Below are 24,882 nucleotides of genomic sequence, written 5' to 3' on the forward strand. Positions count from 1 at the left end.
AATGCAGATGGCGCGCGAGGAGCGCGAGGAGTTCGCCGCGTTGCTCGACCAATTGACCCCCGAGCAATGGGATCAGCCGAGTTTGTGCACGCGCTGGCGGGTTCGCGATGTGGTCGCGCACGCCGTCAGTTACGAGGAGTTGAGCCGGCCCCGGGCAGTGGCCCGGATGCTCTGGGGCGCACTGCGCTACCGGGATCCGAACGCGATCGGCGTCGCGGTGAACGCCGACAAGTCACCGTCCGAACTCACCGCGCTGATGCGCAAGTACGCCCAGCCGCGCGGCAGCACAGCCGGATTCGATGGACGGATCGCGCTCACCGACGGCATGGTTCACCAACAGGACATCCGTCGACCGCTGGACATGCCGCGCTTCATCAAGCCCGAAAGACTGGTCGTCGCATTGGAGTTCGCCAAGTACGCTCCGTTCCTACGAGGAGCGTGGCGGGCACGCGGATTACGGCTCGTCGCAACGGACCTGGACTGGACCCACGGCAGCGGCCCACAGGTGCGGGGCAGCGGCGAGGCGCTGCTGATGGCGATGGCGGGGCGGCGCGCTGCGCTCGAAGATCTCGACGGACCCGGGAAAGCGACACTGGCGCAGCGGCTCTGAAGTCGACCCTGCCGATGAGCGATCATCGTTGTACGGTTTGCGGCCCGGTTTCCGTACCGCAATGAGCGCCGGTTGCCGTCACACCGCGGCGCGGCCCGTGACCGGAGGTAAATCCTTCAGCGTCACGATTCCCGGCGGTGCCGCCACCACCGCGGGTACGGCGTTTGTCACCGGCAGGGCGGTGTAGATCATGCCCAGGCCCATGAAGCCGGGTTCGGTCCAGTCCCTCGGCGGCAAACAGTGCAGCACCGTGCGCATATTCGGGAGTCCGAACACCTGGATGACGTGGCCGTGTTCGAGCGGCTTGGGCGGAGTGACGTGTGCGCCCATGATCCAGTTGAATCCGACGCTGACGACGTTCTTCTCGCCCACCCAGCCGCGGTGGTACCCGTAGACGCCGGCGACGGTGCCGGCGGGGATCTGCATGAACCCGAGGTCGGAATCGCCGGTGGCCGCTGTGAACTCCACCTCAAAGGTCATCCTGTCGAGCTTGGCGCCGATCGCGTCGGCCATCATCGCCGCCGACTCGGCGAACACCTCGCTCTCGCGCCGCACACTTTCTGCCAGGCCCGGGGTGTCGGGGTCTTGCGAAAAGCCCATCGCGGTCTGCGTTCCCGCCGACTCGTAGGTCGAGCAGTCCACCGACTCGGTGATGCGGATCTCGTCGACCCGTTCACAGGCGCCGGAGAGCACCATCCCCACCATGTTGCTCATACCGGGATGTGCTCCGCTGCCGAAGATCGTCGAATTGCCCTTCTGGCAGGCTTTTCGGATCCGGTCCAGGTCCTGGGGCGACTGCTTGCCGCCGGTGATCCACGCCGCGCTCGAGCAGACGTTGACGCCCGCCTCCAGCAGCCGGGTCAACTCGTCGATGTCGGGCCACAACGGGTTGTAGCAGCAGGCGTCGGGTCGCTGGGCCAGCAGCGCATCGATGTCGTTGGTGGCCGTCACCCCGGTGGGTTCGGGCCAGCCCGCCAGTTCTGCCGCGTCGACGCCGACCTTGTCCACGCCGTGGGCGTAGACGCCGACGAGCTCCATGTCGTCGCGCCCGATGATCGCGTGCAGCGACCGGCGGCCGATGTTGCCGGTGGTCCACTGGATGACCCGCAGCGGCCGGTCAGGTGTCGTCACGAAAACTCCTCGGTATCAGCGATTCACATGTGGGTGCCGCCGTCGACGCGGACCTCGGTGCCGGTGACGAAGTAGGCCTCGGGCGCGGCGAGCATGGCGACGACGGCGGCCACGGCGTCGGGTTTGGCGAACATCCCGTCGCCGTCGACGGGCAGGGTCGGCATGATCTTGCCGAACAGCGTGTAGTCGGCGTCCTCGGGCAGGCCCGGTCCGACGCTCTGCCCGGATCGCCCTGTGCCGTCGGTCATTCCCGACGAGATCGACCCGGGCTGGACGCAGTTGAACCGGATGCCCTGCTTGCTGAACTCCAGCGCCAAGGTGTGTGTCATGGCCTGGATGCCGCCCTTGGACGCCGCGTAGGCCGACAATAGGGATGCGCGAAATTCGCCGACGTCGAGCTGAAGTTGACCACCGCCGGCGCCGTGCCGTCGCGTAGCGCGGGCACAGCTTCGCGGGTCACCAGAAACGTCCCGACGAGGTTGACGCGCAGGACCTGTTCGAAGTCGGCCAGCGTGGTGTCGGTGAAGTGCGCCGACCGAAGGATGCCGGCGGCGTTGACGAGCGCATCGAGACCGCCCATCGTGGCGACGGCATGCGAGACCCCGGCGATCACCGATTCCTCGCTGCCGACGTCCATCACCACGGTGGTGAGCCCGGCGGCCGCCTCACCGGCCTTGGCCTCGGTGTCAGCCAACCCGGCCTCGCTGACGTCGGCGGCGACCACAATGCCACCCTCGTCGAGGATCCGCAGGACCGTCGCCTGGCCGATACCGGACCCGCCTCCGGTGATCAGTACCCGACGGTCGGTGAACCGTTGCAACGTCGCCACCGGGGGAATGCTAGTGCGTTCGTGCGCCGCGGCCGGGCTATTCCGGGTCGCGGTCGGCGGCGTCATCCGAGGAGGGGGCGCGGGCATCCTCGACATCCTCGGCGTCCTCGGTGGGGCCGGGCTCGCGGGCACCGGCATCGGCGCCTGCCGGCAACGCCGGCGTCTCGGGCTCGTCGGGCAGCGACAGCGCAACCCCGAGTGCGAGGAAGAACAGGATGAACAACGGCCCGCCGAGGTACATGTTCATCGGACCGCCCGGAGAGATGAAGCTTCCCGGCGGGCCGATGATCGTGATGGTCTCGATCAGCTGCTCGACGGCGAAGACCGCGGCGACGATGCCGAGCCAGCGGGGGAACCGTCCCTCGTTGGCGGCCAACAGGATCGGTGCGGCGACCATGATGTTGGCCACGGTGAGCAGCGGTCCCCACATCGTGACCACGTCGGCGAGCGCCCGCGCGGTCCCCGAGCCGAGATCAGCGGGATGCAACGACAACCCGGCGGTGAACCAGGTCGCGATGCCGATCTGGACGAGGACGACGGCCGAGCCGAGCGTGAAGACGAAAGCGTAGGGTCCCGCGAGTCGGTCACGGGCGTGACCGAGCACCACCACCAGGGCCAGTGCACCGAACGCCAGCAGCAGCGCCTGGGTCCGCATCGCGCCGGAGTGCTCGTTGAGATGGGTGACGATGTCGAGGCCCGGGCGGTCGATCCCGGGCAGCGCCGGAACCATCAGCAGCGCAACGGCGTACAGCACCGCGAACGCGACGGCCGCGACCATCGGCACTCGACGATCCACAGCAACACTGTAGACATCGGCCCTATCCCCAACGCTCATTTCATCCACAGGGCGAGTCGTCCGCCACCGGTGGCGCGCTCCGCGGTCGGTGTCCGCACCTAACTTCACATGCATGCGAACTGAATTGGCTGCCGAGCGCACGCAGCGCAGGCTGGGTGCCGAGGTCGAGCCCGGACCCGACGATGAGGATCGCCGACCGGACACGTCGTTGACGCGCTGGCTTCCGGAATCCGGCGGCGGCGCGGCCGGTTGGATCGCCGCGGTGCGTGCAGATCCCGGCCGTGCCGGCGTCGTGGCGCTCGGCGGCGTGGGTCTCATCGCCGTACTGGTCACGGTGTTCGTGCTGCTGCGCGACGACAGCCCGGCGGTGGCTGCGGCCAAACTGCCGCCGGTGCAGATGGTTTCGTCGGTGAGCCCGACACCGGGCGGTGCGCCGCAGGAGAGTGGGGCGTCCGTCGTCGTCAGCGTCGTGGGCCTGGTACACGAGCCGGGGTTGGTCACACTGGCCGACGGCGCCCGGATCGCCGACGCGCTCACCGCGGCGGGTGGGCCGCTGGACGGTGCCGACCTGGTGGGGCTCAACATGGCCAGACGGGTCACCGATGGTGAGCAGATCGTCGTGGGGATCGCGCCGGTGACGGGTGAACCGGCCGTCATGGGAAGCTCCGTCAGCACGGGCGTCGCGGCGCCCGCGTCGACGAACACGCCGGCATCGGGGGACGGCAGCGCACCGGCGGGCGGCACGGTGGACCTGAACACCGCGACCGTCGAGCAACTCGACACGCTGCCCGGCGTCGGGCCGGTGACCGCCGCGGCGATCGTGGCCTGGCGCGACGCCAACGGCGCGTTCACCAGCGTCGACCAGCTCGGCGACGTCGACGGCATCGGCCCGGCGCGGCTGGAGAAGCTGCGCGACCACGTGCATGTGTGACCGCGGTGGCGGACGCCGACGCGGTCCCGCTCGATCTGCGCCTGGTCCCGGCGGCGCTGACCAGCTGGGCGGTGACCGGTGCCGGGATCCTGTGGCCGGTCGGCGGGTCGGCGGCCGCCGTCGTCGCGACGGTGGCGGTCACCGCAGCGCTGGGGTGGGGTAGTGGCCGGCGGGCGGGGACCGGCGCAACGGGTGTCGGCGCGAGCGTGCTGGCGGTCGGGCTGGTGGCGGCGGGCTTCGCCATCGCGATCGGTCTGCGGGTCGACGAGGTGCGCGACCATCCGCTGACCCAGCGCTACGGGACCGCCGCCGCCGTCGTGGTCATCCCGGCGGAAAGCCCCCGCGCGCTCGGTGGCAACCGAACGATGTTCCGCGGCTCTCTGGTGGTAGTGGACGGACGCGAAATGTCGGGCCGCGTCACGGTTTTCGCGTCGACCTCCCGTATCGGAGAGCTGACAGCGGGCACGCCGGTGGCGTTTCGAGCTCGCATCGGGCGACCGACGCGACGCGATCTGAGCGTGGCGGTGCTGTCGGCGCTCGGCGACCCGACCTACGGCGAGGCGTCCGCCGTCCAACGCGCCGCCGCCCGGGTCCGCGCCGGGTTCGCCGAGGCCGCGCGCCGGTCGATGCCCGCCGATCAGGCCGCTTTGCTGCCCGCGCTCGTACTCGGCGACACCTCGGGCGTGCCGAGTCAGACGACGGCCGACTTCCGTGCGGCCGGGTTGACGCATCTGACCGCGGTTTCCGGGGCGAACGTGACGATCGTCTGCGGGGCCGTGCTGCTGACGGCGGGTCTCGTCGGGCCACGGGCGGCCGTCGGTCTGGCGGCGGTCGCGCTGCTGGCGTTCGTGGTGGTCGTGCAGCCGAGTGCGAGTGTGTTGCGTGCCGCGGTGATGGGGGCGATCACATTGTTGGCGGTGCTGTCGCACCGGCGTCGGCAGGCCATTCCGGCGTTGTCGGCCAGCGTGCTGGCGTTGATGATCGGATCACCGGAGTTAGCCGTCGACGTCGGGTTCGCGCTGTCGGTGTCGGCGACGGCGGCACTGGTCGTAATCGCGCCGGTGTGGTCGCGACGCCTCGTCGATCGGGGCTGGCCCAAGCCGGCGGCCGACGCGCTCAGCGTGGCCGCCGCCGCGCAACTGGTCACCGCACCGCTCGTGGCCGGGATGGCCGGGACGTTCAGCGTGGTATCCGTCGCGGCCAATGTCGCGGTGGCCCCGGTGATTGCGCCGATCACCGTGCTCGGCACCGCCGCGGCTGCGGTGGGCCCGATGTGGCCCGCGGGCGGCGACCTGCTGATCCGGTTCACCGGGCCGGAAGTGTGGTGGCTGCTGCGTGTGTCCCGTTGGGCGGCGGGCGTTCCGGGTTCTTCGGTCTCGGTGCCCTCCGGACTTGCGGGGGTGATGCTGACCGCGGCGCTGGGAGCGGCGGTGGTGCTGGCGTGGCGTTTTCGCTTCGTGCGGATCGCGGCGGGTGCCGCCGCGGTGTGCCTGCTGTCGTGGACGGTGTCGGGGCTGTCGGCCGGCCGTGACACGATCGTGGGGTGAGCGAGGCGTCGCAGTTGCACTTGGTGCTCGGGGACGAGGAGTTGCTGGTCGAACGCGCGGTGGCGGCGGTCCTTCGGGGCGCTCGCAAACAGGCGGGCGTCCACGACATTCCGGTCGATCGCCTGCGCGCCGGGGAGGTCAGCACCAGCGAACTGGCCGAATTGCTGAGCCCGTCGCTGTTCGCTGAGGAGCGAGTGGTGGTGTTGGAGTCGGCGGCCGAGGCGGGCAAGGACGCGGCCGCGCTCATCGCCGAGGCCGCGGCCGACCTGCCGCCGGGCACCCTGCTCGTCGTCGTGCACTCGGGTGGCGGGCGCGCCAAGGCGCTGGCCGATCAGCTCAAGAAGCTCGGCGCGCAGGTACATCCGTGCGCGCGCATCACGAAGGCCGCCGACCGCGCCGACTTCGTCCGCCGCGAGTTCCGCGCATTGAAGGTGAAGGTCGGCGAGGACACTGTCACCGCGGTGCTGGACGCGATCGGCTCCGACATCCGGGAGCTGGCGGCCGCCTGTTCGCAGTTGGTCACCGATACCGGCGGGGCGGTCGACGCGGAGGCGGTGCGCCGCTACCACTCGGGCAAGGCCGAGGTGAAGGGGTTCGACGTCGCCGACAAGGCGGTCGTCGGCGATGTGGCCGGGGCGGCCGAGGCGCTGCGGTGGGCGATGATGCGCGGTGAGCCGCACGTCGTGCTGGCCGACGCGCTGGCCGAAGCGGTCCACACCATCGCCAGGGTGCGGCCGTTGTCGGGCGACCCCTACCGGCTGGCCTCAGAGCTGGGTATGCCGCCATGGCGCGTGCAGAAGGCGCAGAAGCAGGCGCGGCGATGGTCCAACACCACCGTCGCCGAGGCGATGCGATTGGTGGCCGCGCTCAACGCCGATGTCAAGGGGGCCGCAGCGGATGCGGACTACGCGCTGGAGGCGACGGTTCGGCGGGTGGCCGAACTCATAGAGGATTGAGACGGAGCGGGCTCAGAGCTTGGGGAACGCTCAGAGCTTGTTGAACGCGGAAGCCAGCGCCGACTTGCGGTTGGCGGCCTGGTTCTTGTGGATCACGCCCTTGCTGGCGGCCTTGTCCAGCTGACGGCTGGTCGAGGCCAGCAGCTCCTGGGCCTTGTCCTTGTCGCCGGCCTCGACGGCCGCCCGGAAGCCACGCACCGCGGTGTGAAGCGACGACTTGACCGACTTGTTGCGCAGCCTGCGGCGCTCGTTGGTCCGGTTGCGCTTCTCCTGCGACTTGATGTTGGCCACGCGTGTAGTCCTTCGTAAATCCTGTAGGGGTTTCCCAAAGTCTGGTAGGCGCCCGGTAGGCGGGCAGCGAGGGTTCAGGTTACCAGCGGAGTGGGTAAATGCCCAAAGTGAGTCCTCTGGCCTGCCGAAACGTCCGAAGTGTTGCAGCATGGCAGGGGTGAGCCTGCGAACCCTGCCGACCGAGTCCGCACGACCGCCGCGGAGCCCACGCAAGCAGGACAAGCGGTATCAGGGCGTCTTCGCCGGATACAGCGATCTGGGTAGCTACGCCAACGCCTTCGACGAGATGTTCGACGCCCAAGGCAACGTGCGGGGGCCGTACAAGGGCATCTACGCCGAGCTCGCCCCGTCGGACGCCTCCGAGCTCGAAGCCCGCGCCGACGCGCTCGGCCGCGCGTTCATCGATCAAGGCATCACGTTCTCGCTGTCCGGACAGGAACGCCCCTTTCCGCTCGACCTGGTCCCACGGGTGATCTCCGCGGCGGAGTGGACACGCCTGGAACGCGGCATCATCCAGCGCGTCAAGGCGCTCGAGCTCTACCTCGACGACATCTACGGCGAACAGGAAATCCTGCGCGACGGCGTCATCCCGCGCCGGCTGATCACCTCCTGCGAGCACTTCCACCGCGAAGCTGCGGGCATCGTCCCGCCCAACGGGGTGCGCATCCACGTCGCGGGCATCGACCTCATCCGCGACGCCAAGGGCGACTTCCGGGTGCTCGAGGACAACCTGCGCTCACCGTCGGGGGTGTCGTACGTCATGGAGAACCGCCGCACGATGGCGCGGGTGTTTCCGAACCTGTTCGCCACCCACCGGGTGCGCGCGGTCGGCGACTACTCGTCGCATCTGCTGCGCGCATTGCGCAATGCGGCGGCCAACAACGTCGCCGACCCCACCGTCGTCGTGCTCACGCCCGGCGTCTACAACTCCGCGTACTTCGAGCACTCGCTTCTGGCCCGGCAGATGGGTGTCGAGCTGGTGGAGGGCCGCGACCTGTTCTGCCGTGACAACGCCGTCTACATGCGCACCACCGAGGGGGAGCGGCAGGTCGACGTCATCTACCGCCGCATCGACGACGCGTTCCTCGACCCGATGCAGTTCCGGCCGGACTCGGTGCTCGGCGTCGCCGGCCTGCTCAACGCGGCCAGGGCGGGCAACGTGGTGATCTCCAGCGCCGTCGGCAACGGCATCGGCGACGACAAACTCGTCTACACCTACGTGCCGACCATCATCGAGTACTACCTGGGCGAGAAACCGCTGCTGGCCAATGTCGACACCTTCCGCTGCTGGCTCGACGACGAACGCGAGGAGGTGCTCGACCGCATCGACGAGCTCGTCATCAAACCGGTCGAGGGTTCGGGCGGCTACGGCATCGTGTTCGGCCCGGACGCCTCGGAGAAAGAGCTCGCCACCATCTCCAAGAAGATCCGCAACGATCCGCGCGGCTGGATCGCCCAGCCCGTCATGCAGCTGTCGACCGTGCCCACCCAGATCGGCGACCAGCTGGTGCCACGGCACGTCGACCTGCGCCCGTTCGCGGTCAACGACGGCGACGACGTGTGGGTGCTGCCCGGCGGGCTGACCCGCGTCGCACTGCCCGAGGGTTCGCTGGTGGTCAACTCCAGCCAGGGCGGCGGGTCGAAGGACACCTGGGTGCTGGCCTCACGCACCTCGGTCGCCGACCGGGAACTCGGCGCGGCCGAAGTGGTGCGCAAGCTGCCCAAGTCCGCGCGGGGGCCCAAGGCCGAAAGCGGCGACGGGCAGACCCAAGACCAACAGCAACAGCAGCAGTAAGGGGTGGTGCGCTGATGTTGGCCCGCAACGCCGAATCCTTGTACTGGATCGGCCGGTACGTCGAACGCGCCGACGACACCGCCCGCATTCTCGACGTGACCGTGCACCAACTGCTCGAAGACTCCAGCGTCGACCCCGATCAGGCCTCGCGGACGCTGCTGCGGGTGCTGGGGATGGAGGCGCCCGACGCGCCGCTGGACGTGTGGTCGCTGACCGACATCGTGGCCTTCAGCCGCGGCACCCAGGGGTCGATCGTCGATGCGATTTCGGCGGCCCGCGAAAACGCCCGCGGGGCACGGGAAGTCACGTCCACCGAGATCTGGGAGTGCCTCAACACCACCTACAACGCACTAGCCGAGCGGGAACGGGCCGCCAAACGCCTCGGCCCGCACGAGTTCCTCTCGTTCGTCGAGGGCCGGGCCGCGATGTTCGCCGGTTTGGCCGACTCGACGCTGTCTCGCGACGACGGCTACCGCTTCATGGTGCTCGGCCGGGCCATCGAACGGGTGGACATGACCGTGCGGCTGTTGCTTTCGCGGGTCGGGGACAGCGCGTCGTCACCGGCGTGGGTGACACTGCTGCGCTCGGCGGGCGCGCACGACACCTATCTGCGCACCTACCGCGGCGTGCTCGACGCCGGGCGCGTCGTCGAATTCATGCTTCTGGACCGGCTTTTCCCGCGTTCCATCTTCTACTCGTTGCGTCTTGCCGAGCACAGCCTCGACGAGTTGATGAACCGACCCCACAGCCGCCTCGGGGCAACCGCCGAGGCGCAGCGACTCCTCGGCAGGGCCCGCAGCGAGTTGGAGTTCCTGCGTCCCGGTGTGCTGCTCGAATCGCTGGAACAGCGGCTGGCCGGCCTGCAGAAGACCTGCTTCGATGTCGGGGAAGCGTTGGCGCTGCAGTACTTTCACTCCGCGCCGTGGGTGGCATGGCACGACGCGGGACACAACGGCACGCTCGTCATCGAAGAAGGTGAACTCTAACGATGAGCCGATGGCGCAGTGATGAGCCCTCGGGCGAAGAGCAGACGGTGAAGAGGAGACAGTGATGTGGCGGATGCGGGTGGTGCACTCGACCGGCTACGCATACAAGTCGCCGGTGACGGCGTCGTTCAACGAGGCACGGCTGACGCCGCGCTCGGACTCGCGCCAGAACGTGATCCTCAACCGCGTGGAAACCGTGCCTGCCACACGCAACTACCGCTACGTCGACTACTGGGGAACCGCGGTCACGGCGTTCGATCTGCACGCACCGCACGCTGAGCTGGAGGTGACGTCGTCGTCGGTGGTGGAGACCGACGCCGACCAGATGCCAGAACACGAAGTGGCCTGGGAGGACTTGCAGTCCGAGGCCGTCGTCGACAGGTTCGACGAGGTGCTCTCGCCCACCCACTACACACCTGCGAGCAAGCGCATACGCCGGGTGGGTCAGCGTCTGATCAAGGACCGCACGCCGTGCGAGGCCGTCACCGCCGCCGCGTCGTGGGTGCGCAGCGAGTTGGCCTATGTCGCGGGCACCACCGGGGTGCACTCATCGGGGCTCGACGCCTTGCGGGAGGGCAAGGGCGTCTGTCAGGACTTCGCGCACCTGACGCTGATCCTGTTGCGCTCCATGGGCATTCCCGCACGCTACGTGTCGGGGTATCTGCATCCGAACCGCAAAGCGGTGATCGGCGACACCATCGACGGACAGAGCCACGCCTGGGTGCAGGCGTGGACCGGTGGCTGGTGGAACTACGACCCCACCAACGACGTCCCGATCAACGAACAGTACATCAGCGTGGGCGTCGGCCGCGACTACTCCGATGTCACCCCGCTGAAGGGGATCTACTCCGGTGAGGGCTCGACGGACCTCGATGTCGTCGTCGAGATCACCCGACTGGCCTGACCGATCACCCCGTCGGCTTCGCGGAGATGCCGGGATGCACCTCGACGCGCAGCAGATCGTCGCCGAGTTCGATCTGGCGGTCGAAGACCGTTGCGGCCAGCGCGCGCCAATCGTCCTCCTGCCCGGGTTCGATCGCCGGCACATAGTGGGTGAGGATCAGGATCCCCACGCCGGCGCGGGCCGCGGTTTCCGCCGCCTGCTCGACCGAGGAGTGGTAGTCGCAGATGTCGCGGATGCGCTGCATCGGCATCCTGTCCACCAGGTCCTTGCGAATCACGGTGTGCACCAACGCTCCCGCGCCCACAGCCAGCGCATCGAGGCTCTCGCAGGGAACGGTGTCACCGGCGAGCACCACCGACGCGTCGGCGTGCTCGACACGGAAACCGATCGTCGGTTCGACGGGCCGGTGGTCGGTGGGCGCGACCCGAATCGTCACGCCGTCGCGGTTCCACACTTCGCCCTCGGTGTACTCGTGCACCTCCACCGGGGGCGGCGCCGTCAGGTCGGCGTGGTGTGCGATGCGGTATCCGATGTCGAAACCGAACGCCTTGAGGGTGTGGTCGACCACCTCGGCGGTGCCCGGCGGTCCGATGATCTGCAACGGAGTCTGCTCGGGCGTGAACGTCGACACCCATCGGGTGATGATCACGTCGCCCAGATCGGCGATGTGGTCGCTGTGCAGGTGCGTCAACAACAACGCCGACAACCCGTTGGCGGGTGCGCCCGCGGCCGTCAGGCGTTGCTGCACACCGCGACCACAGTCGATCAGGAACGTCTGCCCGCCCGCGCGTACGAGCGTCGACGGGCCCGCGCGGCGGGCGTCGGGGATGGGACTTCCGGTGCCAAGCAGTGTGACCTCGATCATGGCCCCACATATACCCGAGCGGCGCGACGATTTGGCTCCGATAGCGGGTTGAAACGGTATTCCGGTGGGCGTGCACTCGACTTTGCGCTGCTGGAAGGCCGTTTCGCGACTTCGCGCGGCGAGTGTGATCGGGTTGCAACCTCGCAAAGCCTTCCGCGCCGACTCCGTCCAACCTAGCCTGTGAGGAAGATCACGAGCGGAGGCAAGGATGCGGATCGCGGACGTGTTGCGGAACAAGGGCGCCGCGGTGGCCACGATAACTCCGGAGACGTCGGTCTCGGGATTGCTCACTGAGCTGGCGGTGCACAACATCGGCGCGATGGTCGTGGTGTCGCCCGACGGCCTGATGGGGATCGTCTCCGAGCGCGACATCGTGCGGGCGTTGCACCGCCGAGGCGGCGAACTTCTCACCCAGCCGGTGTCGGAGATCATGACCACGCTGGTGGCGACCTGCGCTCCCGACGATTCGGTCGACAGCCTGAGCGCCTTGATGACGACCAACCGGGTCCGGCACGTGCCGGTGATGGACAACGGCAGGCTGGTGGGCATCGTGAGCATCGGCGACGTCGTCAAGACGCGGATGGAAGAACTCGAAGCGCAGCAGGAGCAGCTGCAGGCCTACATCACCCGTGGCTGACGTCGAGGTCGCTCCGGCGGCGCGGCGACACGTGCGCGAGATGTCGGGGGTGCTGGCGCGCGCCTTCTACGACGACCCGGTGATGAAGTGGATGCTGCCGAAGGACGAGGCGCGCGAGCGAAGCCTCGCACGGGTGTTCGCGACCATGATTCGCCACCATTTCCTGCGCACCGAAGGGGTCGAGGTGGCTGGCGGCCCACGCATCGGGGCCGCCGCGCTGTGGGACCCGCCGGGCGAGTGGAGGCAGACCGGGTTTCAGGAGCTGCGGATGATGCCGGCGTTCATCCGCGCGATGGGAGCCAATGTGCGGCGTGGTCAGACGATGGCCGAGCTGATGAAGCAGCACCACCCCGAGGAGCCGCACTGGTACCTGGGCGTGATCGGCAGCGACCCGACGGTGCGCGGCACCGGATACGGGCAGGCCCTGATGCGCTCGCGCCTCGACCGCTGCGACGCCGAGCACGCACCGGCGTACCTCGAGTCCAGCAACCCCGACAACATCGCCTACTACCAGCGCTTCGGCTTCGACGTCACCGGCGAGATCACGTTGCCCGACGGCGGCCCGCCCATGTGGCCCATGTGGCGCCCGCCACGATAAGACAGATGTGGCGGGCGCCGCGCTGACATCCAGAAGCGCCCGGCGAGCGACCGCCGAATGCCGCTTCCGCGCGGTGTGTCGCGGGGCAGACACGGTCACTCGCGGCAGAAGGGGGTGGGTGGGTCAGCTCCAGGAGTATTCGGCGCGAAGCCGGGCGGCCACCACCTCGAACTTCTCCCGGGCGAGGATCGCCCCTTCGCGGCGGATGCCGTCTTCGGGGACGTCGAGCACCCGGTCGAGCCGAACCCAACTGGCTCGCCCCTCGTAATCCCAGGTGCCGGTGCCGATGCCCACCCAATCCGGGTCGTCTCGGTGGTGGTCCCGGCTGGAGAGCATCAGCCCGAGCAGCGTCGAACGGTCGCGGCCCACCACCAGGACCGGTCGGTCCTTGCCCTGCGTCGGGTCGTCCTCGTAGACCACCCACGTCCACACGATCTCGCCCGGGTCGGCGCGGCCGTCGAGGTCGGGGGCGTACACCACCTTGCGGGCGCGGTGGGCGGTCGGCACGAAGTTGCGGCTGACCGGTCGTCCGGTCGTGATCGCCGGCGCCTCGTCTCTTGCCGTGCCGGCGATCGCGTCCAGGCCGATCCTGATGCCCTGCTGGATACCGCGCTGCACGGTGTCGGACTGACCGATCTGACGGATGATCTTCGGTGCCTCGTTGAACACCAGATTCTCGGCAAACCTCTGGAATGTCTGCAGGGGTCTCCAGGGCGCAGGCATATTTCCGAGCATAAGCGAGGCCCGCACCGCGCGATTGTGTGCTCAGGCCACGGCCTGGATACGCTGGTGGCACCCGAAGTCCCCGTTCACCAGGAGATTCCCATCAGCACTTTCGCCGATCAGACCTTCACGGCGCCGGCGCAGATCCGGAACTTCTGCATCATCGCCCACATCGATCACGGCAAGTCGACGCTGGCCGACCGGATGCTGCAACTCACCGGCGTCGTGGCCGATCGTGACATGCGCGCGCAGTACCTCGACCGGATGGACATCGAGCGTGAGCGCGGTATCACGATCAAGGCGCAGAACGTGCGGCTGCCCTGGAAGCTTGGCGACGAGGACTACGTGCTGCATCTGATCGACACCCCCGGCCACGTCGACTTCACCTATGAGGTGTCGCGTGCGCTGGAGGCGTGCGAGGGCGCGGTGCTGCTCGTCGACGCCGCCCAGGGGATCGAGGCGCAGACGCTGGCGAACCTCTACCTGGCCCTGGATCGCGACCTGCACATCATCCCGGTGCTCAACAAGATCGACCTGCCCGCGGCCGACCCCGACCGGTACGCGGCCGAACTCGCCCACATCATCGGTTGCGAGCCCGAAGACGTGCTGCGGGTCTCCGGAAAGACCGGCGTCGGCGTGGCCGACCTGCTCGACCACGTCGTGCGCGAGGTGCCGCCGCCGGTCGGCGACGCAGACGCCCCCGCCCGGGCGATGATCTTCGACTCGGTCTACGACACCTACCGCGGCGTGGTGACCTACGTCCGCGTCGTCGACGGCAGGATCGTGCCTCGCGAACGCATCAAGATGATGTCCACCGGCGCCCACCACGAGCTGCTCGAAGTGGGCATCGTCTCGCCCGAACCCAAGGCCTCCGCAGGTCTGGGGGTCGGTGAGGTCGGCTACCTCATCACCGGCGTGAAGGACGTGCGCCAGTCCAAGGTCGGTGACACCGTGACGACCGCGCGCCACGGCGCGGCCGAACCGCTCACCGGATACCGCGAGCCGCGACCGATGGTGTACTCGGGGCTGTATCCCGTTGACGGCTCGGACTATCCGGACCTGCGCGATGCGCTGGACAAGCTGCAACTCAACGATGCGGCTTTGACGTATGAGCCCGAAACGTCGGTGGCGCTCGGATTCGGTTTCCGCAGCGGCTTTCTGGGCCTGCTGCACATGGAGATCACCCGCGAGCGCCTCGAGCGCGAGTTCAACCTCGACCTGATCTCCACATCGCCCAACGTCGTGTATCGCGTTGTGCAGGAAGATGGTTCGGAGGTCACCGTGACCAATCCGTCGGACTGGCCGGACGGCAAGATCCGCACGGTCTACGAGCCGATCGTCAAGACCACGATCATCGCGCCCAGCGAGTTCATCGGAACCATCATGGAGCTGTGCCAGTCGCGGCGCGGTGAACTCGGCGGCATGGATTACCTCTCCCCGGAACGGGTGGAGCTGCGTTACACGATGCCGTTGGGCGAGATCATCTTCGACTTCTTCGACGCGCTGAAATCACGCACCCGCGGCTACGCCAGCCTGGATTACGAGGAGGCCGGTGAGCAGGAGGCCGACCTGGTCAAGGTCGACATCCTGCTGCAGGGCGAGGCGGTCGACGCGTTCAGCGCGATCGTGCACAAGGAGTCGGCGTACGCCTACGGCAACAAGATGACCACCAAGCTCAAGGAGCTGATTCCGCGCCAGCAGTTCGAGGTTCCGGTGCAGGCGGCGATCGGTTCGAAGATCATAGCTCGCGAAAACATCCGCGCGATCCGCAAAGACGTGCTATCGAAGTGCTATGGCGGGGACATCACCCGCAAGCGCAAGCTGCTCGAGAAGCAGAAGGAAGGCAAGAAGCGGATGAAGACCATCGGCCGGGTCGAGGTGCCCCAGGAGGCGTTCGTCGCCGCCCTGTCCACCGACTCGTCGGCCGCCGACAAGGCCAAGAAGTAGACGGCGTGCGCGCGGCGGCGATGACGGCGGCGGTGGTCGGCGCATGCGCGATCCTCGCGGGCTGTTCGGCGCCCGCCGGAGACGCCCCCTCCCCGCGGATCGCCGAGGTCGTCAAACCGTCGCCCAACCGGATGCTCGACCAGGCGCTGCCCACGGCCGAGGAGCTGACCACGATGTTCGGCACCGGCGGCTTCATGGGCCAGGTCGTCGAAGGCGGCGCCGACATGCTGCTGCAGGGTGTGCGCGAGGTCGAGGCCACACCGCTCGACTGTGTCAGCACCGGATACCGGCTGGAGAAGGTGGTGTATCAGGCCAGTCCGGTGCGCTCGATGGTCAGCCAGTCGTGGGCCGGTGGTGACGCCGACGGCCCCACCGTCACCGGGTTCTTCGGGGTGGTCGAGTTCATCGACGCCGACGCAGCACAGGAGTTCTTCGCCGCGTCGGCCGACAAGTGGCACCGATGCAACGGCCAGACGCTGGTGCTGAACCAACCCGACCGCGGTGCACAGGGTTCCAGCCGGATCACCGAGGTGCGCGTCGGCGACGAGATCGTCTCGGCGGTGGTGATGCAGGATGCCGGGTCGACGCTTCAGCGGGCCCTCGGCGTGGCCGGCGATTGCATCGTGGAGGTGGAGATCACCGACGTCGCCGGGCCCAGCCCCAGCGGCGCCCGGCAGGCGACCGCGGTCGCCGACCTGATGATGGGCAAGATCGGGCCGTCCTGAGAGCACGCCCGACGAAATTGTCGGCCACGCCGCGAATGTGCCCGAAGTCGGTCACAATAACGCGGTGACTCGATTCGGCACGGCCTCGCGGCTGTGCGCCGCGGGTGTCGTCCTGGCGACGTCGGCTGTGTTGGCGGGCTGTGTGAGCACCGTCGCGGGCATCGCGGTGCGCGGCCAGGCCGGGCGTGTCGACGTGCCGGAGCTGACGGCGGCCAAGCTCGACGACGTGTTGCTCACCATCGGTGAATTGAACGGCATCATGGGCTCGACCACGATGAAGGTCACGAGCGAACTGGAGGAGATGACCGATCATTCCGACGACGTGTCGGATCCCGAGTGTTTGGGCGCGATGTACGGCGCCGAGGGCCCGGTGTACGCAGGCAGCGGATGGACCGACGTGCGCGACCAGGTGGCGCGCGAACCCGGCGACGACAACAACCACTGGGTCGAACAGACCGCGGTGCTGTACACCTCGGCCGAGGAGGCGCAGCGTTTCTTCGACAAATCCAGGGGGGCATGGGAAGGTTGCGCCAATTCCACTGTCGTGGTGGGAAGTTCGGGCGACTCGTACCTGTGGGAACTCAGTGAGGTCCGCACCGACGACACGATGATCACTCAGGCCACGACGCAACAGGATGCCGACGGGTGGGCCTGCCAGCATGCGCTGTCGACCGCGTCGAACCTGACCGTCGAGGCGTGGGCGTGCAGTTACTCGATCGGCGACGAGGCGGCCACCATCGCGCAGGACATGCTCGCCAACGCGGCGAAGTAACGACCGCTGCACCGAGACTGGGTTTTTGACGAGGTGGTGGTTCCACCGTTCCTTCACACCCCTGCACGCTCCGTTAAGTCCGATGGCCCGGTGGTGGGTCGCGAACCACAATGGCCGTATGCTTCCGGTTCTCGACCTCACCGACGCGGATACCCGACCCGACCGGTTCCGGTCCCGCTTGCGCGAAGCCGCGCACGACGCCGGGTTCTTCTACCTGGTGGGGCATGGTGTTGCGCGCGCGCAGATGGAACTCGTACTCGGTCTCGCGCGCGAGTTCTTCGCCCTGCCGGCGGAGGCGAAGAACGAGATCAGCCAGCTGAAAAGCCCGCAGTTCCGGGGGTATTCGCGCATCGGCGGTGAGCTGACCAATGGCCGGGTCGACTGGCGCGAGCAGATCGACATCGGTCCGGAGCGGCCGGTCATCGAGGGGGCCGAGGGCTACTGGCGGCTGCAGGGCCCCAACCTGTGGCCGTCGGCGCCAGCGGGTTTCCGGGCCGCCTTCGAAGGCTGGACCGACGCCCTGTCCCTGGTTGGGCTCCGGTTGTTGCGGCACTGGGCGGTGTCGCTGGGCGCGGCCGAGAACACCTTCGACGCGGCCTTTGCCGACCGACCCGCCACCTTGCTGAAGGTGGTGCGATATCCCGGCACCGCCGACACCTCGCAGGGCGTGGGCGCGCACAAGGATTCCGGTGTGCTGACCCTGCTGCTGGTGGAGCAGGGATCCGAAGGCCTGCAGGTCGAGGACGCCGCAGGGGAGTGGATCGACGTGCCCCCGCTGCCCGACGCGTTGATCGTCAACATCGGTGAACTGCTCGAGGTCGCCACGGGGGGCTATCTGCGCGCCACCCGCCACCGGGTGCTGGCACCGCCGCCGGGCACCGACCGCGTGTCGATCCCGTACTTCCTCAATCCGGCCCTCGACGCGTTGATCCCGATCATCGAGCTGCCGCCGCAATTGGCGGCGCTGTCGCGCGGTGTGGAAGCAGATCCGGACAACCCGATCTTCAACACCTACGGAGAGAACGCGTGGAAGTCGCGTACCAGGGCCCATCCCGACGTCGCCGAGCTGCATCACGGCATCACCCCGACGGGCGTCGCGAGCGCGTACTGAGGCGATTACATCGGGCTGATCGCAACCGTCGGCGATTCATCGTAAGGCGGTTACGTTTCGCCCGTGTTCGATGTGCGCCGGTTGGTGGTGTTGCGGGAAGTCGTGAGCTGTGGCTCGCTGTCGGCGGCCGCGGCGGCGCTGAACTATACGACATCGGCTGTGTCGCAACAGATCACCGCACTGGAGCGCGACATCGGCTCGACGCTTTTGGTGCGGAGCCCGAGCGGGGCGCGACCGACGGCCGCCGGGACACGTCTGCTCGAGCACGCGGGGGTGATCATCGCAGCGGTCATGGCCGCCGAACGTGATCTGGCGCAGATGGCCGGCTTTCGGCCCGGTGCCGTGCGGGTCGCGTCCTTCGCCACCGCCGCCGCGACCCTGCTGCCCCGCGCGATCGTGCGTTTCCGCGCGCTGTGTCCCGACATCGACATCGAACTGGTTCCCGCTGACCCCGAGAAGGGCGTCGGGATGCTGGCGGCAGGCGACGTCGACGCGGCGGTCATCACCGAGGTTCCCGGCGAGGACCCGGAATTCCCGCGTGTCCACACCGACGCGGTGTACGACGACGAGTTCTACGCCGTGCTGCCCGCGGCCCATCGGCTGGCGGCCGCCTCGGCGGTGCCGTTCGCGGCGCTGGCCGACGAACGGTGGATCGTCAGCACCGAAACCGGGGTGTGCCCCGATGTCCGTGTGTTCGAGAAAGCCTGCCGAAAAGCGGGATTCGTGCCATCGGTGACGTTCCGCGCGGAGGACTACTCGACCGTGCAGGGCCTGGTGGCCGCCGATCTCGGGGTGTCGCTGGTGCCGTCGCTGGCCGCTCACGGCGGTGTCCACCCGGATGTGACGCTACGACGGATCGCCGGAGGCGCACCGGTGCGGCGCATCGGCGTGGCGACCCCCCGGGAGTCCGCGGTCAACACACCGCTGACGACCTTTGTCTCCCTTGTCCGCTCGGCCGGCGCGCACCTGCGCGCTCAGACCGCTTACAGCGTTGCTGAACGCCCCTTCAGCGTCGCTTGACTCCGGTTCCGCCCCGACACCGACGACCTTAGATTGGCCAACCATGACCACCACCGAGAGCACCACGCCCGTCCTCGCTTCGGCCGAGCACGCGCTGCATACCGCCCATTCGATCGCGGCGGACATCGCTGCCGGCGCGGTCGAGCGGGAACTCAGCGGGGCCTGGCCCGAAGCGGAGCTTCGCCGGGTCGGCGAGTCGGGGCTGCTGGGCATCATCGTCCCCGCCGCACACGGTGGCCCCGACCTTCCGCGCGCTACCGCCGTCGAAGTCCTACGCATTCTGTCGCAGGCGGATTCGGCCGTCGGCCAGTTGTTGCTCTCCCATTACGTACTGAGCCAGGCGATCAGCGGGCTCGAGCACGACGATCCGGCCCCGCGCATCTACGGCGACGTGCTCGCCGGCGCCCAGCTCGGTAACGCCACCGTCGAGCGCGGCACCCGCACCAGCGCCGACCGGCTCACCACCGTGACACGCCGGCCGGACGGCACGTGGCGGCTCAACGGCACCAAGTACTACGCGACCGGAACACTCGGTGCGACCTGGATCGCCGTCGCCGCCCGCATACCTGACACCGAACCATCGCACGGCGCAACGGTGTTCGTCCGGCCCACCGACCCCGGTGTGACGCTCAACCTCGACCGGTGGTCCTCGTTCGGTCAGCGTGGGACCGCCAGCGGTGAGGTCGTCTTCGACAACGTCGTCGTGGAGGGTGAATTCGTCATCGACGAGGGGCCCGACCCCGATCCGGTCACCGCGCCACCTTCGGTGCTCGGCGCGTTCGACCAGGCCCTGCACGCCGCGGTGGACATCGGGATCGCCCGCGCGGCACTGGAGGACGGTGCACGGTTCGTCACCACGAAATCTCGGCCGTGGTTCGAGGCCGGGGTCGACAACGCCGCCGACGAACCACACGTCGTGCGCCGGTTCGGTGAGCTCACGGCGCGGTTGTACGCGCTCGAGGCGCTACTGGCCCAGGGCGCCGGCCTGGTCGACGACGCGTTGAGCGCACCGGAGCTGACCCGCGACGCCGCGGCCGCCGCGTCGCTGCGGGTGGCCGCGGCAAAGGCCCTGGCACAGGAGTTCGCCGTCGAGATCGCCAGCGGCATCTTCGAACTGGCCGGGGCGTCGGCCACCGACCGCGCGCATGCGCTGGACCGGCACTGGCGCAACGTGCGGGTGCACTCGCTGCACGACCCCGCCCGCTGGAAATACGTCCACCTCGGCAACCACACCCTTCGCGGCACCAAACCGCCGCGGCTCGGTGTCCTCCTCTGAACCGAAGGATCCGCGATGACAGGTTTCTATCTCACCGGCAGCATCAACGTCGCCACCGTCGACGACGCCTTCCAGCTCGTCGGCAGTCGGCTGCAACCCGGCGTGACGCGCGTGCCGGACGGTGAACCCGGTGACCGCGCCAACTGGGTTCTCACCCAGGCCGATCACTTCCTGACCAACCCGACGCTCGACGTCGTCGACAACAAGGTCCGGGTACGCGCCGGAACACCGGTGTCATTCGGCGCACTCGACTACCACAGCGTCGCCGCCGGCTCGTACGCGCGATTCATCGCCGCGCGCCGCGACGGCGTGCTGGCCCCCGACTCGCGTTTCCTGGTGTCCATACCGACGCCCTTCAACGCCGTGAACTCGTTCGCGCAGTTCGATTCCCAGGTCGAGGTGGCCTACGCCTACGAGCAGGCGCTGCAGCGAAGCGTCGAGGCGCTGCAGGAGGCGATCCCACCGGGCGACTTGGCGATTCAGTGGGACCTGCCGACCGAACTGGCGACAGTCGAAGGGTGGTTCCCCAATCCCTACGGCGGTTTCGAGCCGATCTTCGCGGCCACGGCCCGGCTGGCGTCCTGGGTTCACGACGACGCCGAGCTGACCTTCCATCTGTGCTACGGCGATTCGAAGTTCGGTGCGTCACCGTTCATGGGTGATCCACCCGACGAGGAGGCGGCCGCCCGCGGCGGCAGGCACATCCTGCCGCGGGACGCCTCAGCGATCGTCACCCTGGCCAACGGGTTGTCGCGCCATGTGCCGCGCCGCATCGACGCCATCCAGGCGGCGACGGTCGCGGCGTGGAACAGGCGGGCGCACTGGCAACCGCTGAGCGGACTGGCGCTAGAGGCCGGAACCGAGATCTATCTGGGCTTGCTGCACGCCGAGGACGGCGCAGACGGCGCGCGGACGCGGGCGGCGCTGGCGGCGGAGTTCCTGCCGGAGTTCGGGATCTCGACCGAATGCGGACTCGGACGGCATTCGGTCGAACAGCTCGAGGCGGTGCTCGTCGCCTGGAACGACTACGCCACTTCGCGCGAACCCGCGCTGGCGGGCTGACTTCGGCCAGCCAACGGCGGCCTACATCGGGGCGTTGGCCGGGACGAACACCCCCGAGCTGTCGGCCTCCTCCTCGGCCCGAATCACGTGCACGACCGCGTTGATCAACGCCAGGTGGGTGAACGCCTGCGGGAAGTTGCCGAGATGGCGGCCGGTGCGCGGCTCGATCTCCTCGGCGTACAGGTGCAGCGGGCTGGCGAACGACAGCAACCGCTCACACAGGTGCTTGGCGCGGCTGATCTCGCCGATCTCGACCAGCGCGGACACCAGCCAGAACGAACAGATCGTGAAGGTGCCCTCCTCGCCGGACAGCCCGTCGTCGGTCTCGTCAACCCGGTAGCGCAGCACCAGGCCTTCCTCGGTGAGCTCGTCGGCGATCGCCAACACCGTCGCCCGCACCCGCGGGTCGTCGGGTGGGAGGAACCGGGTCAGCACGGCCAGCAGCAGCGAGGCGTCGAGTGCGTCGTCGCCGTACCGCTGCGTCAGCACGCCGCGGGAGTCGACGCCGTGTTTGAGCACGTCGGCCTTGATCTCCTCCGCGGTCGCACGCCACTGCTGGGCGTAGGACTTCTCACCCTGCAGTTCGGCGAGCTTGGAGCCGCGGTCCAGCGCCACCCAGCACATGATCTTGCTGCTGGTGAAGTGCTGCGGATCGCCGCGCACCTCCCAGATCCCGCGGTCGGGCTCCTTCCAATGCTTGATCGCCTCTTCGACCTGTTGCTTGCACACCGGCCACAGCGTGTCGGAGATCTGCTCGCGGGACTTGGCGTGCAGGTACACCGAATCGAGCATCGTGCCCCAGATGTCGTGCTGCATCTGGTTGTAGGCGCCGTTGCCGATGCGCACAGGCCGCGCCCCGTCGTATCCAGACAGGTGGCGCAGTTCCTCCTCGACCAGGGTGCGCTCTCCGCCGACGGCGTACATCACCTGAAGTGGGTGTCGTTCACCGTTGTTCGCGCCGGACACGTCGGCGATGAACGCGAAGAAGTCGTCGGCCTCGCGATCCAGCCCCAGTGTGTACAGGCCCCACAGCGCGAACGTCGAATCGCGCACCCACGCATAGCGGTAGTCCCAGTTGCGTTCGCCCTGAGGCGTTTCCGGCAGCGACGTGGTGGGCGCGGCCAACAGCGCGCCGGTGGGCGAGTAGGTCAGCCCCTTCAATGTCAGCGCGCTGCGTTGGAGGTAGGCCCGCCACGGATGGTCGGGGAAGTCGCCGACGTTGATCCACTGGCGCCAGGCCTCGCTGGTCTGCCACATCTTGTCGGCGGCCTCTTCGTAGGTCTGCGGGGCCGGGTGCTTGGACCACGACAGCGCGACGAACGCGTTGTCGCCTTCCTTCATCCGGGTCCGCGCCCGGGCCTCGTGACCCTCCAGGCCGAGCCGCAGGTTCGTGGTGAGCCGCAGCGTGGGGTGTGCGTCGGCGTCGCGGCTGGCGCGCGCGATCGCCTCGCCGTACGCCTGTGCCGAGTACTCCCACGTCGCGGGGATGCGGTGATAGTCGAAGGCCGGCTCGCAGTTCATCACCAGTTCGACGGTGCCGCTCACACACCGCACGGTGCGTAGCAGGATGTGCTCGGCGTCCCAGTCCATCGGGGTGCGGCGGTGGGTGCGCGACCGGGTCTCGAGGTCGTGCCAGGGTCCCATCACCAGCGCCTCGCGCACGATCAGCCATCCGGTGTGCGTCTGCCATGTCGTTTCCAGGATCAGGCTGCCGGGCAGGTAGCGCCTCGCCGAGGGCACCGTCACCCCGTACGGGCCGAGCCGGAAGTGCCCGGCTCCGCGATCGAGGATGGCGCCGAACACGCTCGGCGAGTCGGGCCGCGGCACGCACAGCCACTCGACCGATCCGGCCGACGAGATCAGGCACGTGTTCTCGCAGTCGGACAGAAAGCCGTAGTCGGCGATGGGCGGAAACGGGTTTCGCAACGCTCCGGTGGGCGCGTACGGCGTCGGCGCGGTCACGGTCAGCGGGGTGTTCGCCATGACGGCTTCAGCCGGCTTCGCCCCGTTCTCGGTTTCCGTTGACCCGTCCGACGGCCCGGTTTGTTGCAGAACCATGCCGCCATCATCGACTGCCGACGCGCTCGCCGTCTACTTGTTGGCCGTCAACGGCGCGGCCAGCGGCTCGTCAGCGCCGGGCGAAGGCCGGAATGTGTTCGGGTAGGGGACCGATCGCGACGCCGTAGGCCGCCACTCGGCGCAGCAGCGGCAGGCCGGCGGCCACCCGAACGAGACGGGGCGCCTCGGTCCGGCCGGTGGAGGCGACGGCGACCGCGATGACGCGGCGGTGGATCACCCGTTGCACCGACTGGATCAGCGCGGCGGGTAGCCACCGCCGCACCTGCACGCGGGCCAGATGCCTCGTCGAGAGCGTGCCCGAACGCAACGGGCGTGCCAGGATCCGGCCGGCGGCGACCGCGTCGGCCACCGCGAGGTTGATCCCCACCCCGCCGACCGGTGACATCGCGTGGGCGGCGTCACCGATCAGCAGCAGGCCGTCGCTGTACCAGCGTCTCAGGCGGTTCAACCGCACATCGAGCAGCTTCACGTCGTCGAACGACGTCACCGTCCCGACACGGTCGGCCAGCCACGGCACCAGCGCCACCACACCGCGGTGCAGCGACCCGATTCCCTGCGCCCGCAACTCCTCGTCGCGACCCTTGGGGATGACGTAGGCGCACTGGTAGTAGTCGCCGCGGTCGATGACGATCTGCGCGTGCCCGGCGCCGAGGACACCGGCGAGCCCGTGCGGATCGTCGGGATCGCGGGGCAGCCGGAACCACCAGACGTCCATCGGCACACCGAAGTCCTTCGGCTCGAGCCCCATCGCGGCGCGCAGTGTCGACGACCGCCCGTCGCAGGCGACGGTCAATGTCGCGCGCATCTCGCGCACCTCGCCGTCGGCGCCCCGGTAGCGGACACCGACGACGCTGTCGCCGTGACGGATCGGCCCAAGCACTTCGGTGCTGCGCAGCAAGGTGAACGTCGGTTCCCGCTTTGCCGCGGTGGCCAGCAGTTCCAGGAAATCCCATTGCGGGACCAGAGCAATGTGCTTGTGCGGTCCGGGAATTCGACGCAGATCCATGGTGACCGGCGTGCCCTGCACGCTCATCGACAAGGTCTCGATCTCACGGTGCGGAATGGCCGCGAACTCGTCGGACAGTCCCAACTCGTCGAGCAGCCGCAGGGTGCTGGCGTGCACGGTGTCACCGCGGAAATCACGGAGGAAGTCGGCGTGCTTCTCCATCACTGTGACGTGGACCCCGGCGCGGGCGAGCACCAACGCGAGCATCATGCCCGCCGGACCGCCGCCGGCCACGATGCAGGTGGTGTCCCCGGCCCGGGGGGCGGGGTCCGAGTCGGCGGCCAC

At 68.7% G+C, this 24,882-nt stretch carries 23 protein-coding genes and 1 pseudogene; 16 read left to right on the forward strand and 8 right to left on the reverse strand.

The features are described from left to right. Nucleotide 1 precedes the first annotated feature (1 nt). The gene (locus tag AU197_RS22905) at nucleotides 2-610 is read left to right on the forward strand and encodes a maleylpyruvate isomerase family mycothiol-dependent enzyme (protein WP_064405976.1); all 609 of its coding nucleotides are present in this window, start codon (nucleotides 2-4) and stop codon (nucleotides 608-610) included. A 78-nt stretch (nucleotides 611-688) separates the two neighbouring features. Here AU197_RS22905 and AU197_RS22910 read toward each other — a convergent pair whose 3' ends face one another. From AU197_RS22910 to AU197_RS22920, 3 genes and pseudogenes are all read right to left on the reverse strand, one after another. Continuing rightward, nucleotides 689-1,741 carry an NAD(P)H-dependent amine dehydrogenase family protein gene (locus tag AU197_RS22910; RefSeq protein ID WP_064405762.1) on the reverse strand — a complete coding sequence of 351 codons (1,053 nt, stop codon included), beginning with the start codon at nucleotides 1,739-1,741 and terminating at the stop codon, nucleotides 689-691. 23 nt (nucleotides 1,742-1,764) lie between these two features. After that, a pseudogene (locus AU197_RS22915) lies at nucleotides 1,765-2,570 on the reverse strand (SDR family NAD(P)-dependent oxidoreductase). Nucleotides 2,571-2,607: 37 nt separating this feature from the next. Continuing rightward, a complete protein-coding gene (locus AU197_RS22920; RefSeq protein WP_231745166.1) occupies nucleotides 2,608-3,366 on the reverse strand; it encodes a hypothetical protein in 759 nt (252 codons plus the stop codon). A gap of 112 nt (nucleotides 3,367-3,478) precedes the next feature. On the opposite strand from AU197_RS22920, the gene AU197_RS22925 reads away from it, so the two are divergent. From AU197_RS22925 to holA, 3 genes are read left to right on the forward strand one after another with little or no spacing between them, the layout of a single operon-like run. After that, on the forward strand, nucleotides 3,479-4,297 hold the full coding sequence (locus AU197_RS22925) for a ComEA family DNA-binding protein (RefSeq protein WP_064405763.1): 819 nt from the start codon (nucleotides 3,479-3,481) through the stop codon (nucleotides 4,295-4,297). Next, nucleotides 4,294-5,844: a ComEC/Rec2 family competence protein gene (locus AU197_RS22930; RefSeq protein ID WP_231745167.1), complete on the forward strand. Its 1,551-nt coding sequence runs from the start codon at nucleotides 4,294-4,296 to the stop codon at nucleotides 5,842-5,844. Before AU197_RS22925 ends, AU197_RS22930 begins: the two co-directional genes overlap by 4 nt. Before the next feature lie 14 nt (nucleotides 5,845-5,858). Beyond that, on the forward strand, nucleotides 5,859-6,800 hold the full coding sequence (gene holA, locus AU197_RS22935; RefSeq protein WP_197415635.1) for a DNA polymerase III subunit delta: 942 nt from the start codon (nucleotides 5,859-5,861) through the stop codon (nucleotides 6,798-6,800). A gap of 30 nt (nucleotides 6,801-6,830) precedes the next feature. On the opposite strand, the gene rpsT is transcribed toward holA, so the two are convergent. Next, entirely contained in the window at nucleotides 6,831-7,091 is a 261-nt protein-coding gene (gene rpsT / locus AU197_RS22940) for a 30S ribosomal protein S20 (protein ID WP_064350435.1), read from the reverse strand. 148 nt (nucleotides 7,092-7,239) lie between these two features. Between rpsT and AU197_RS22945 the strand changes: the two genes are divergently transcribed. From AU197_RS22945 to AU197_RS22955, 3 genes are all read left to right on the forward strand, one after another. Continuing rightward, nucleotides 7,240-8,886, forward strand: coding sequence for a circularly permuted type 2 ATP-grasp protein (locus tag AU197_RS22945; protein WP_197415631.1), 1,647 nt, complete (start codon nucleotides 7,240-7,242; stop codon nucleotides 8,884-8,886). Nucleotides 8,887-8,900: 14 nt separating this feature from the next. Next, nucleotides 8,901-9,872, forward strand: coding sequence for an alpha-E domain-containing protein (locus AU197_RS22950; protein ID WP_064405768.1), 972 nt, complete (start codon nucleotides 8,901-8,903; stop codon nucleotides 9,870-9,872). A 64-nt stretch (nucleotides 9,873-9,936) separates the two neighbouring features. After that, complete coding sequence (locus AU197_RS22955) at nucleotides 9,937-10,776, forward strand: transglutaminase family protein (protein ID WP_064405769.1); 840 nt, start codon at nucleotides 9,937-9,939, stop codon at nucleotides 10,774-10,776. Between the two features lie 4 nt (nucleotides 10,777-10,780). Here AU197_RS22955 and AU197_RS22960 read toward each other — a convergent pair whose 3' ends face one another. Then, complete coding sequence (locus AU197_RS22960; RefSeq protein ID WP_064405772.1) at nucleotides 10,781-11,641, reverse strand: ribonuclease Z; 861 nt, start codon at nucleotides 11,639-11,641, stop codon at nucleotides 10,781-10,783. A gap of 208 nt (nucleotides 11,642-11,849) precedes the next feature. On the opposite strand from AU197_RS22960, the gene AU197_RS22965 reads away from it, so the two are divergent. Both AU197_RS22965 and AU197_RS22970 read left to right on the forward strand, forming a co-directional pair. Beyond that, nucleotides 11,850-12,278: a CBS domain-containing protein gene (locus AU197_RS22965; protein WP_064405774.1), complete on the forward strand. Its 429-nt coding sequence runs from the start codon at nucleotides 11,850-11,852 to the stop codon at nucleotides 12,276-12,278. Further along, a complete protein-coding gene (locus AU197_RS22970; protein ID WP_064405775.1) occupies nucleotides 12,271-12,876 on the forward strand; it encodes a GNAT family N-acetyltransferase in 606 nt (201 codons plus the stop codon). Before AU197_RS22965 ends, AU197_RS22970 begins: the two co-directional genes overlap by 8 nt. A 123-nt stretch (nucleotides 12,877-12,999) precedes the next feature. Here AU197_RS22970 and AU197_RS22975 read toward each other — a convergent pair whose 3' ends face one another. Beyond that, nucleotides 13,000-13,611, reverse strand: coding sequence for a type II toxin-antitoxin system PemK/MazF family toxin (locus AU197_RS22975; protein ID WP_197415636.1), 612 nt, complete (start codon nucleotides 13,609-13,611; stop codon nucleotides 13,000-13,002). 21 nt (nucleotides 13,612-13,632) lie between these two features. Between AU197_RS22975 and lepA the strand changes: the two genes are divergently transcribed. The 7 genes from lepA (at nucleotide 13,633) to AU197_RS23010 (ending at nucleotide 21,512) form a co-directional block, all read left to right on the forward strand. After that, a complete protein-coding gene (lepA, locus tag AU197_RS22980) occupies nucleotides 13,633-15,546 on the forward strand; it encodes a translation elongation factor 4 (RefSeq protein ID WP_064405987.1) in 1,914 nt (637 codons plus the stop codon). A 5-nt stretch (nucleotides 15,547-15,551) separates the two neighbouring features. After that, nucleotides 15,552-16,271, forward strand: a complete 720-nt coding sequence (locus AU197_RS22985) for a sensor domain-containing protein (protein WP_082696814.1) — start codon at nucleotides 15,552-15,554, stop codon at nucleotides 16,269-16,271. Nucleotides 16,272-16,335: 64 nt separating this feature from the next. Further along, a complete protein-coding gene (locus AU197_RS22990; protein WP_064405992.1) occupies nucleotides 16,336-17,043 on the forward strand; it encodes a sensor domain-containing protein in 708 nt (235 codons plus the stop codon). Nucleotides 17,044-17,161: 118 nt separating this feature from the next. Further along, on the forward strand, nucleotides 17,162-18,154 hold the full coding sequence (locus tag AU197_RS22995; RefSeq protein WP_064405994.1) for an isopenicillin N synthase family dioxygenase: 993 nt from the start codon (nucleotides 17,162-17,164) through the stop codon (nucleotides 18,152-18,154). A 63-nt stretch (nucleotides 18,155-18,217) separates the two neighbouring features. Continuing rightward, complete coding sequence (locus tag AU197_RS23000; protein ID WP_064405777.1) at nucleotides 18,218-19,174, forward strand: LysR substrate-binding domain-containing protein; 957 nt, start codon at nucleotides 18,218-18,220, stop codon at nucleotides 19,172-19,174. A gap of 43 nt (nucleotides 19,175-19,217) precedes the next feature. Next, the gene (locus AU197_RS23005; protein ID WP_064405779.1) at nucleotides 19,218-20,450 is read left to right on the forward strand and encodes an acyl-CoA dehydrogenase family protein; all 1,233 of its coding nucleotides are present in this window, start codon (nucleotides 19,218-19,220) and stop codon (nucleotides 20,448-20,450) included. A gap of 15 nt (nucleotides 20,451-20,465) precedes the next feature. Continuing rightward, nucleotides 20,466-21,512 carry a uroporphyrinogen decarboxylase/cobalamine-independent methonine synthase family protein gene (locus AU197_RS23010; protein WP_064405781.1) on the forward strand — a complete coding sequence of 349 codons (1,047 nt, stop codon included), beginning with the start codon at nucleotides 20,466-20,468 and terminating at the stop codon, nucleotides 21,510-21,512. Nucleotides 21,513-21,533: 21 nt separating this feature from the next. Here the strand turns inward: AU197_RS23010 and AU197_RS23015 are convergent, their stop codons facing one another. Both AU197_RS23015 and AU197_RS23020 read right to left on the reverse strand, forming a co-directional pair. Next, nucleotides 21,534-23,570: a glycoside hydrolase family 15 protein gene (locus AU197_RS23015; protein ID WP_064405782.1), complete on the reverse strand. Its 2,037-nt coding sequence runs from the start codon at nucleotides 23,568-23,570 to the stop codon at nucleotides 21,534-21,536. A 70-nt stretch (nucleotides 23,571-23,640) separates the two neighbouring features. Continuing rightward, a complete protein-coding gene (locus AU197_RS23020; protein WP_064405784.1) occupies nucleotides 23,641-24,882 on the reverse strand; it encodes an FAD-dependent oxidoreductase in 1,242 nt (413 codons plus the stop codon).

Origin of the sequence: Mycobacterium sp. IS-1590 (assembly GCF_001500025.1) — a bacterium.
Classification (GTDB): domain Bacteria; phylum Actinomycetota; class Actinomycetes; order Mycobacteriales; family Mycobacteriaceae; genus Mycobacterium.

Coding starts and splice junctions, on each gene's coding strand:
- AU197_RS22905 (WP_064405976.1), top strand. CDS start 2: ATGCAGATGGCGCGCGAGGAGCGCGAGGAGTTCGCCGCGTTGCTCGAC.
- AU197_RS22995 (WP_064405994.1), top strand. CDS start 17,162: ATGCTTCCGGTTCTCGACCTCACCGACGCGGATACCCGACCCGACCGG.
- AU197_RS23010 (WP_064405781.1), top strand. CDS start 20,466: ATGACAGGTTTCTATCTCACCGGCAGCATCAACGTCGCCACCGTCGAC.
- AU197_RS22960 (WP_064405772.1), bottom strand. CDS start 11,641: ATGATCGAGGTCACACTGCTTGGCACCGGAAGTCCCATCCCCGACGCC.
- AU197_RS22965 (WP_064405774.1), top strand. CDS start 11,850: ATGCGGATCGCGGACGTGTTGCGGAACAAGGGCGCCGCGGTGGCCACG.
- AU197_RS23015 (WP_064405782.1), bottom strand. CDS start 23,570: ATGGTTCTGCAACAAACCGGGCCGTCGGACGGGTCAACGGAAACCGAG.
- AU197_RS22955 (WP_064405769.1), top strand. CDS start 9,937: ATGTGGCGGATGCGGGTGGTGCACTCGACCGGCTACGCATACAAGTCG.
- AU197_RS22945 (WP_197415631.1), top strand. CDS start 7,240: ATGGCAGGGGTGAGCCTGCGAACCCTGCCGACCGAGTCCGCACGACCG.
- AU197_RS22925 (WP_064405763.1), top strand. CDS start 3,479: ATGCGAACTGAATTGGCTGCCGAGCGCACGCAGCGCAGGCTGGGTGCC.
- AU197_RS22950 (WP_064405768.1), top strand. CDS start 8,901: ATGTTGGCCCGCAACGCCGAATCCTTGTACTGGATCGGCCGGTACGTC.
- AU197_RS23005 (WP_064405779.1), top strand. CDS start 19,218: ATGACCACCACCGAGAGCACCACGCCCGTCCTCGCTTCGGCCGAGCAC.
- AU197_RS22975 (WP_197415636.1), bottom strand. CDS start 13,611: ATGCTCGGAAATATGCCTGCGCCCTGGAGACCCCTGCAGACATTCCAG.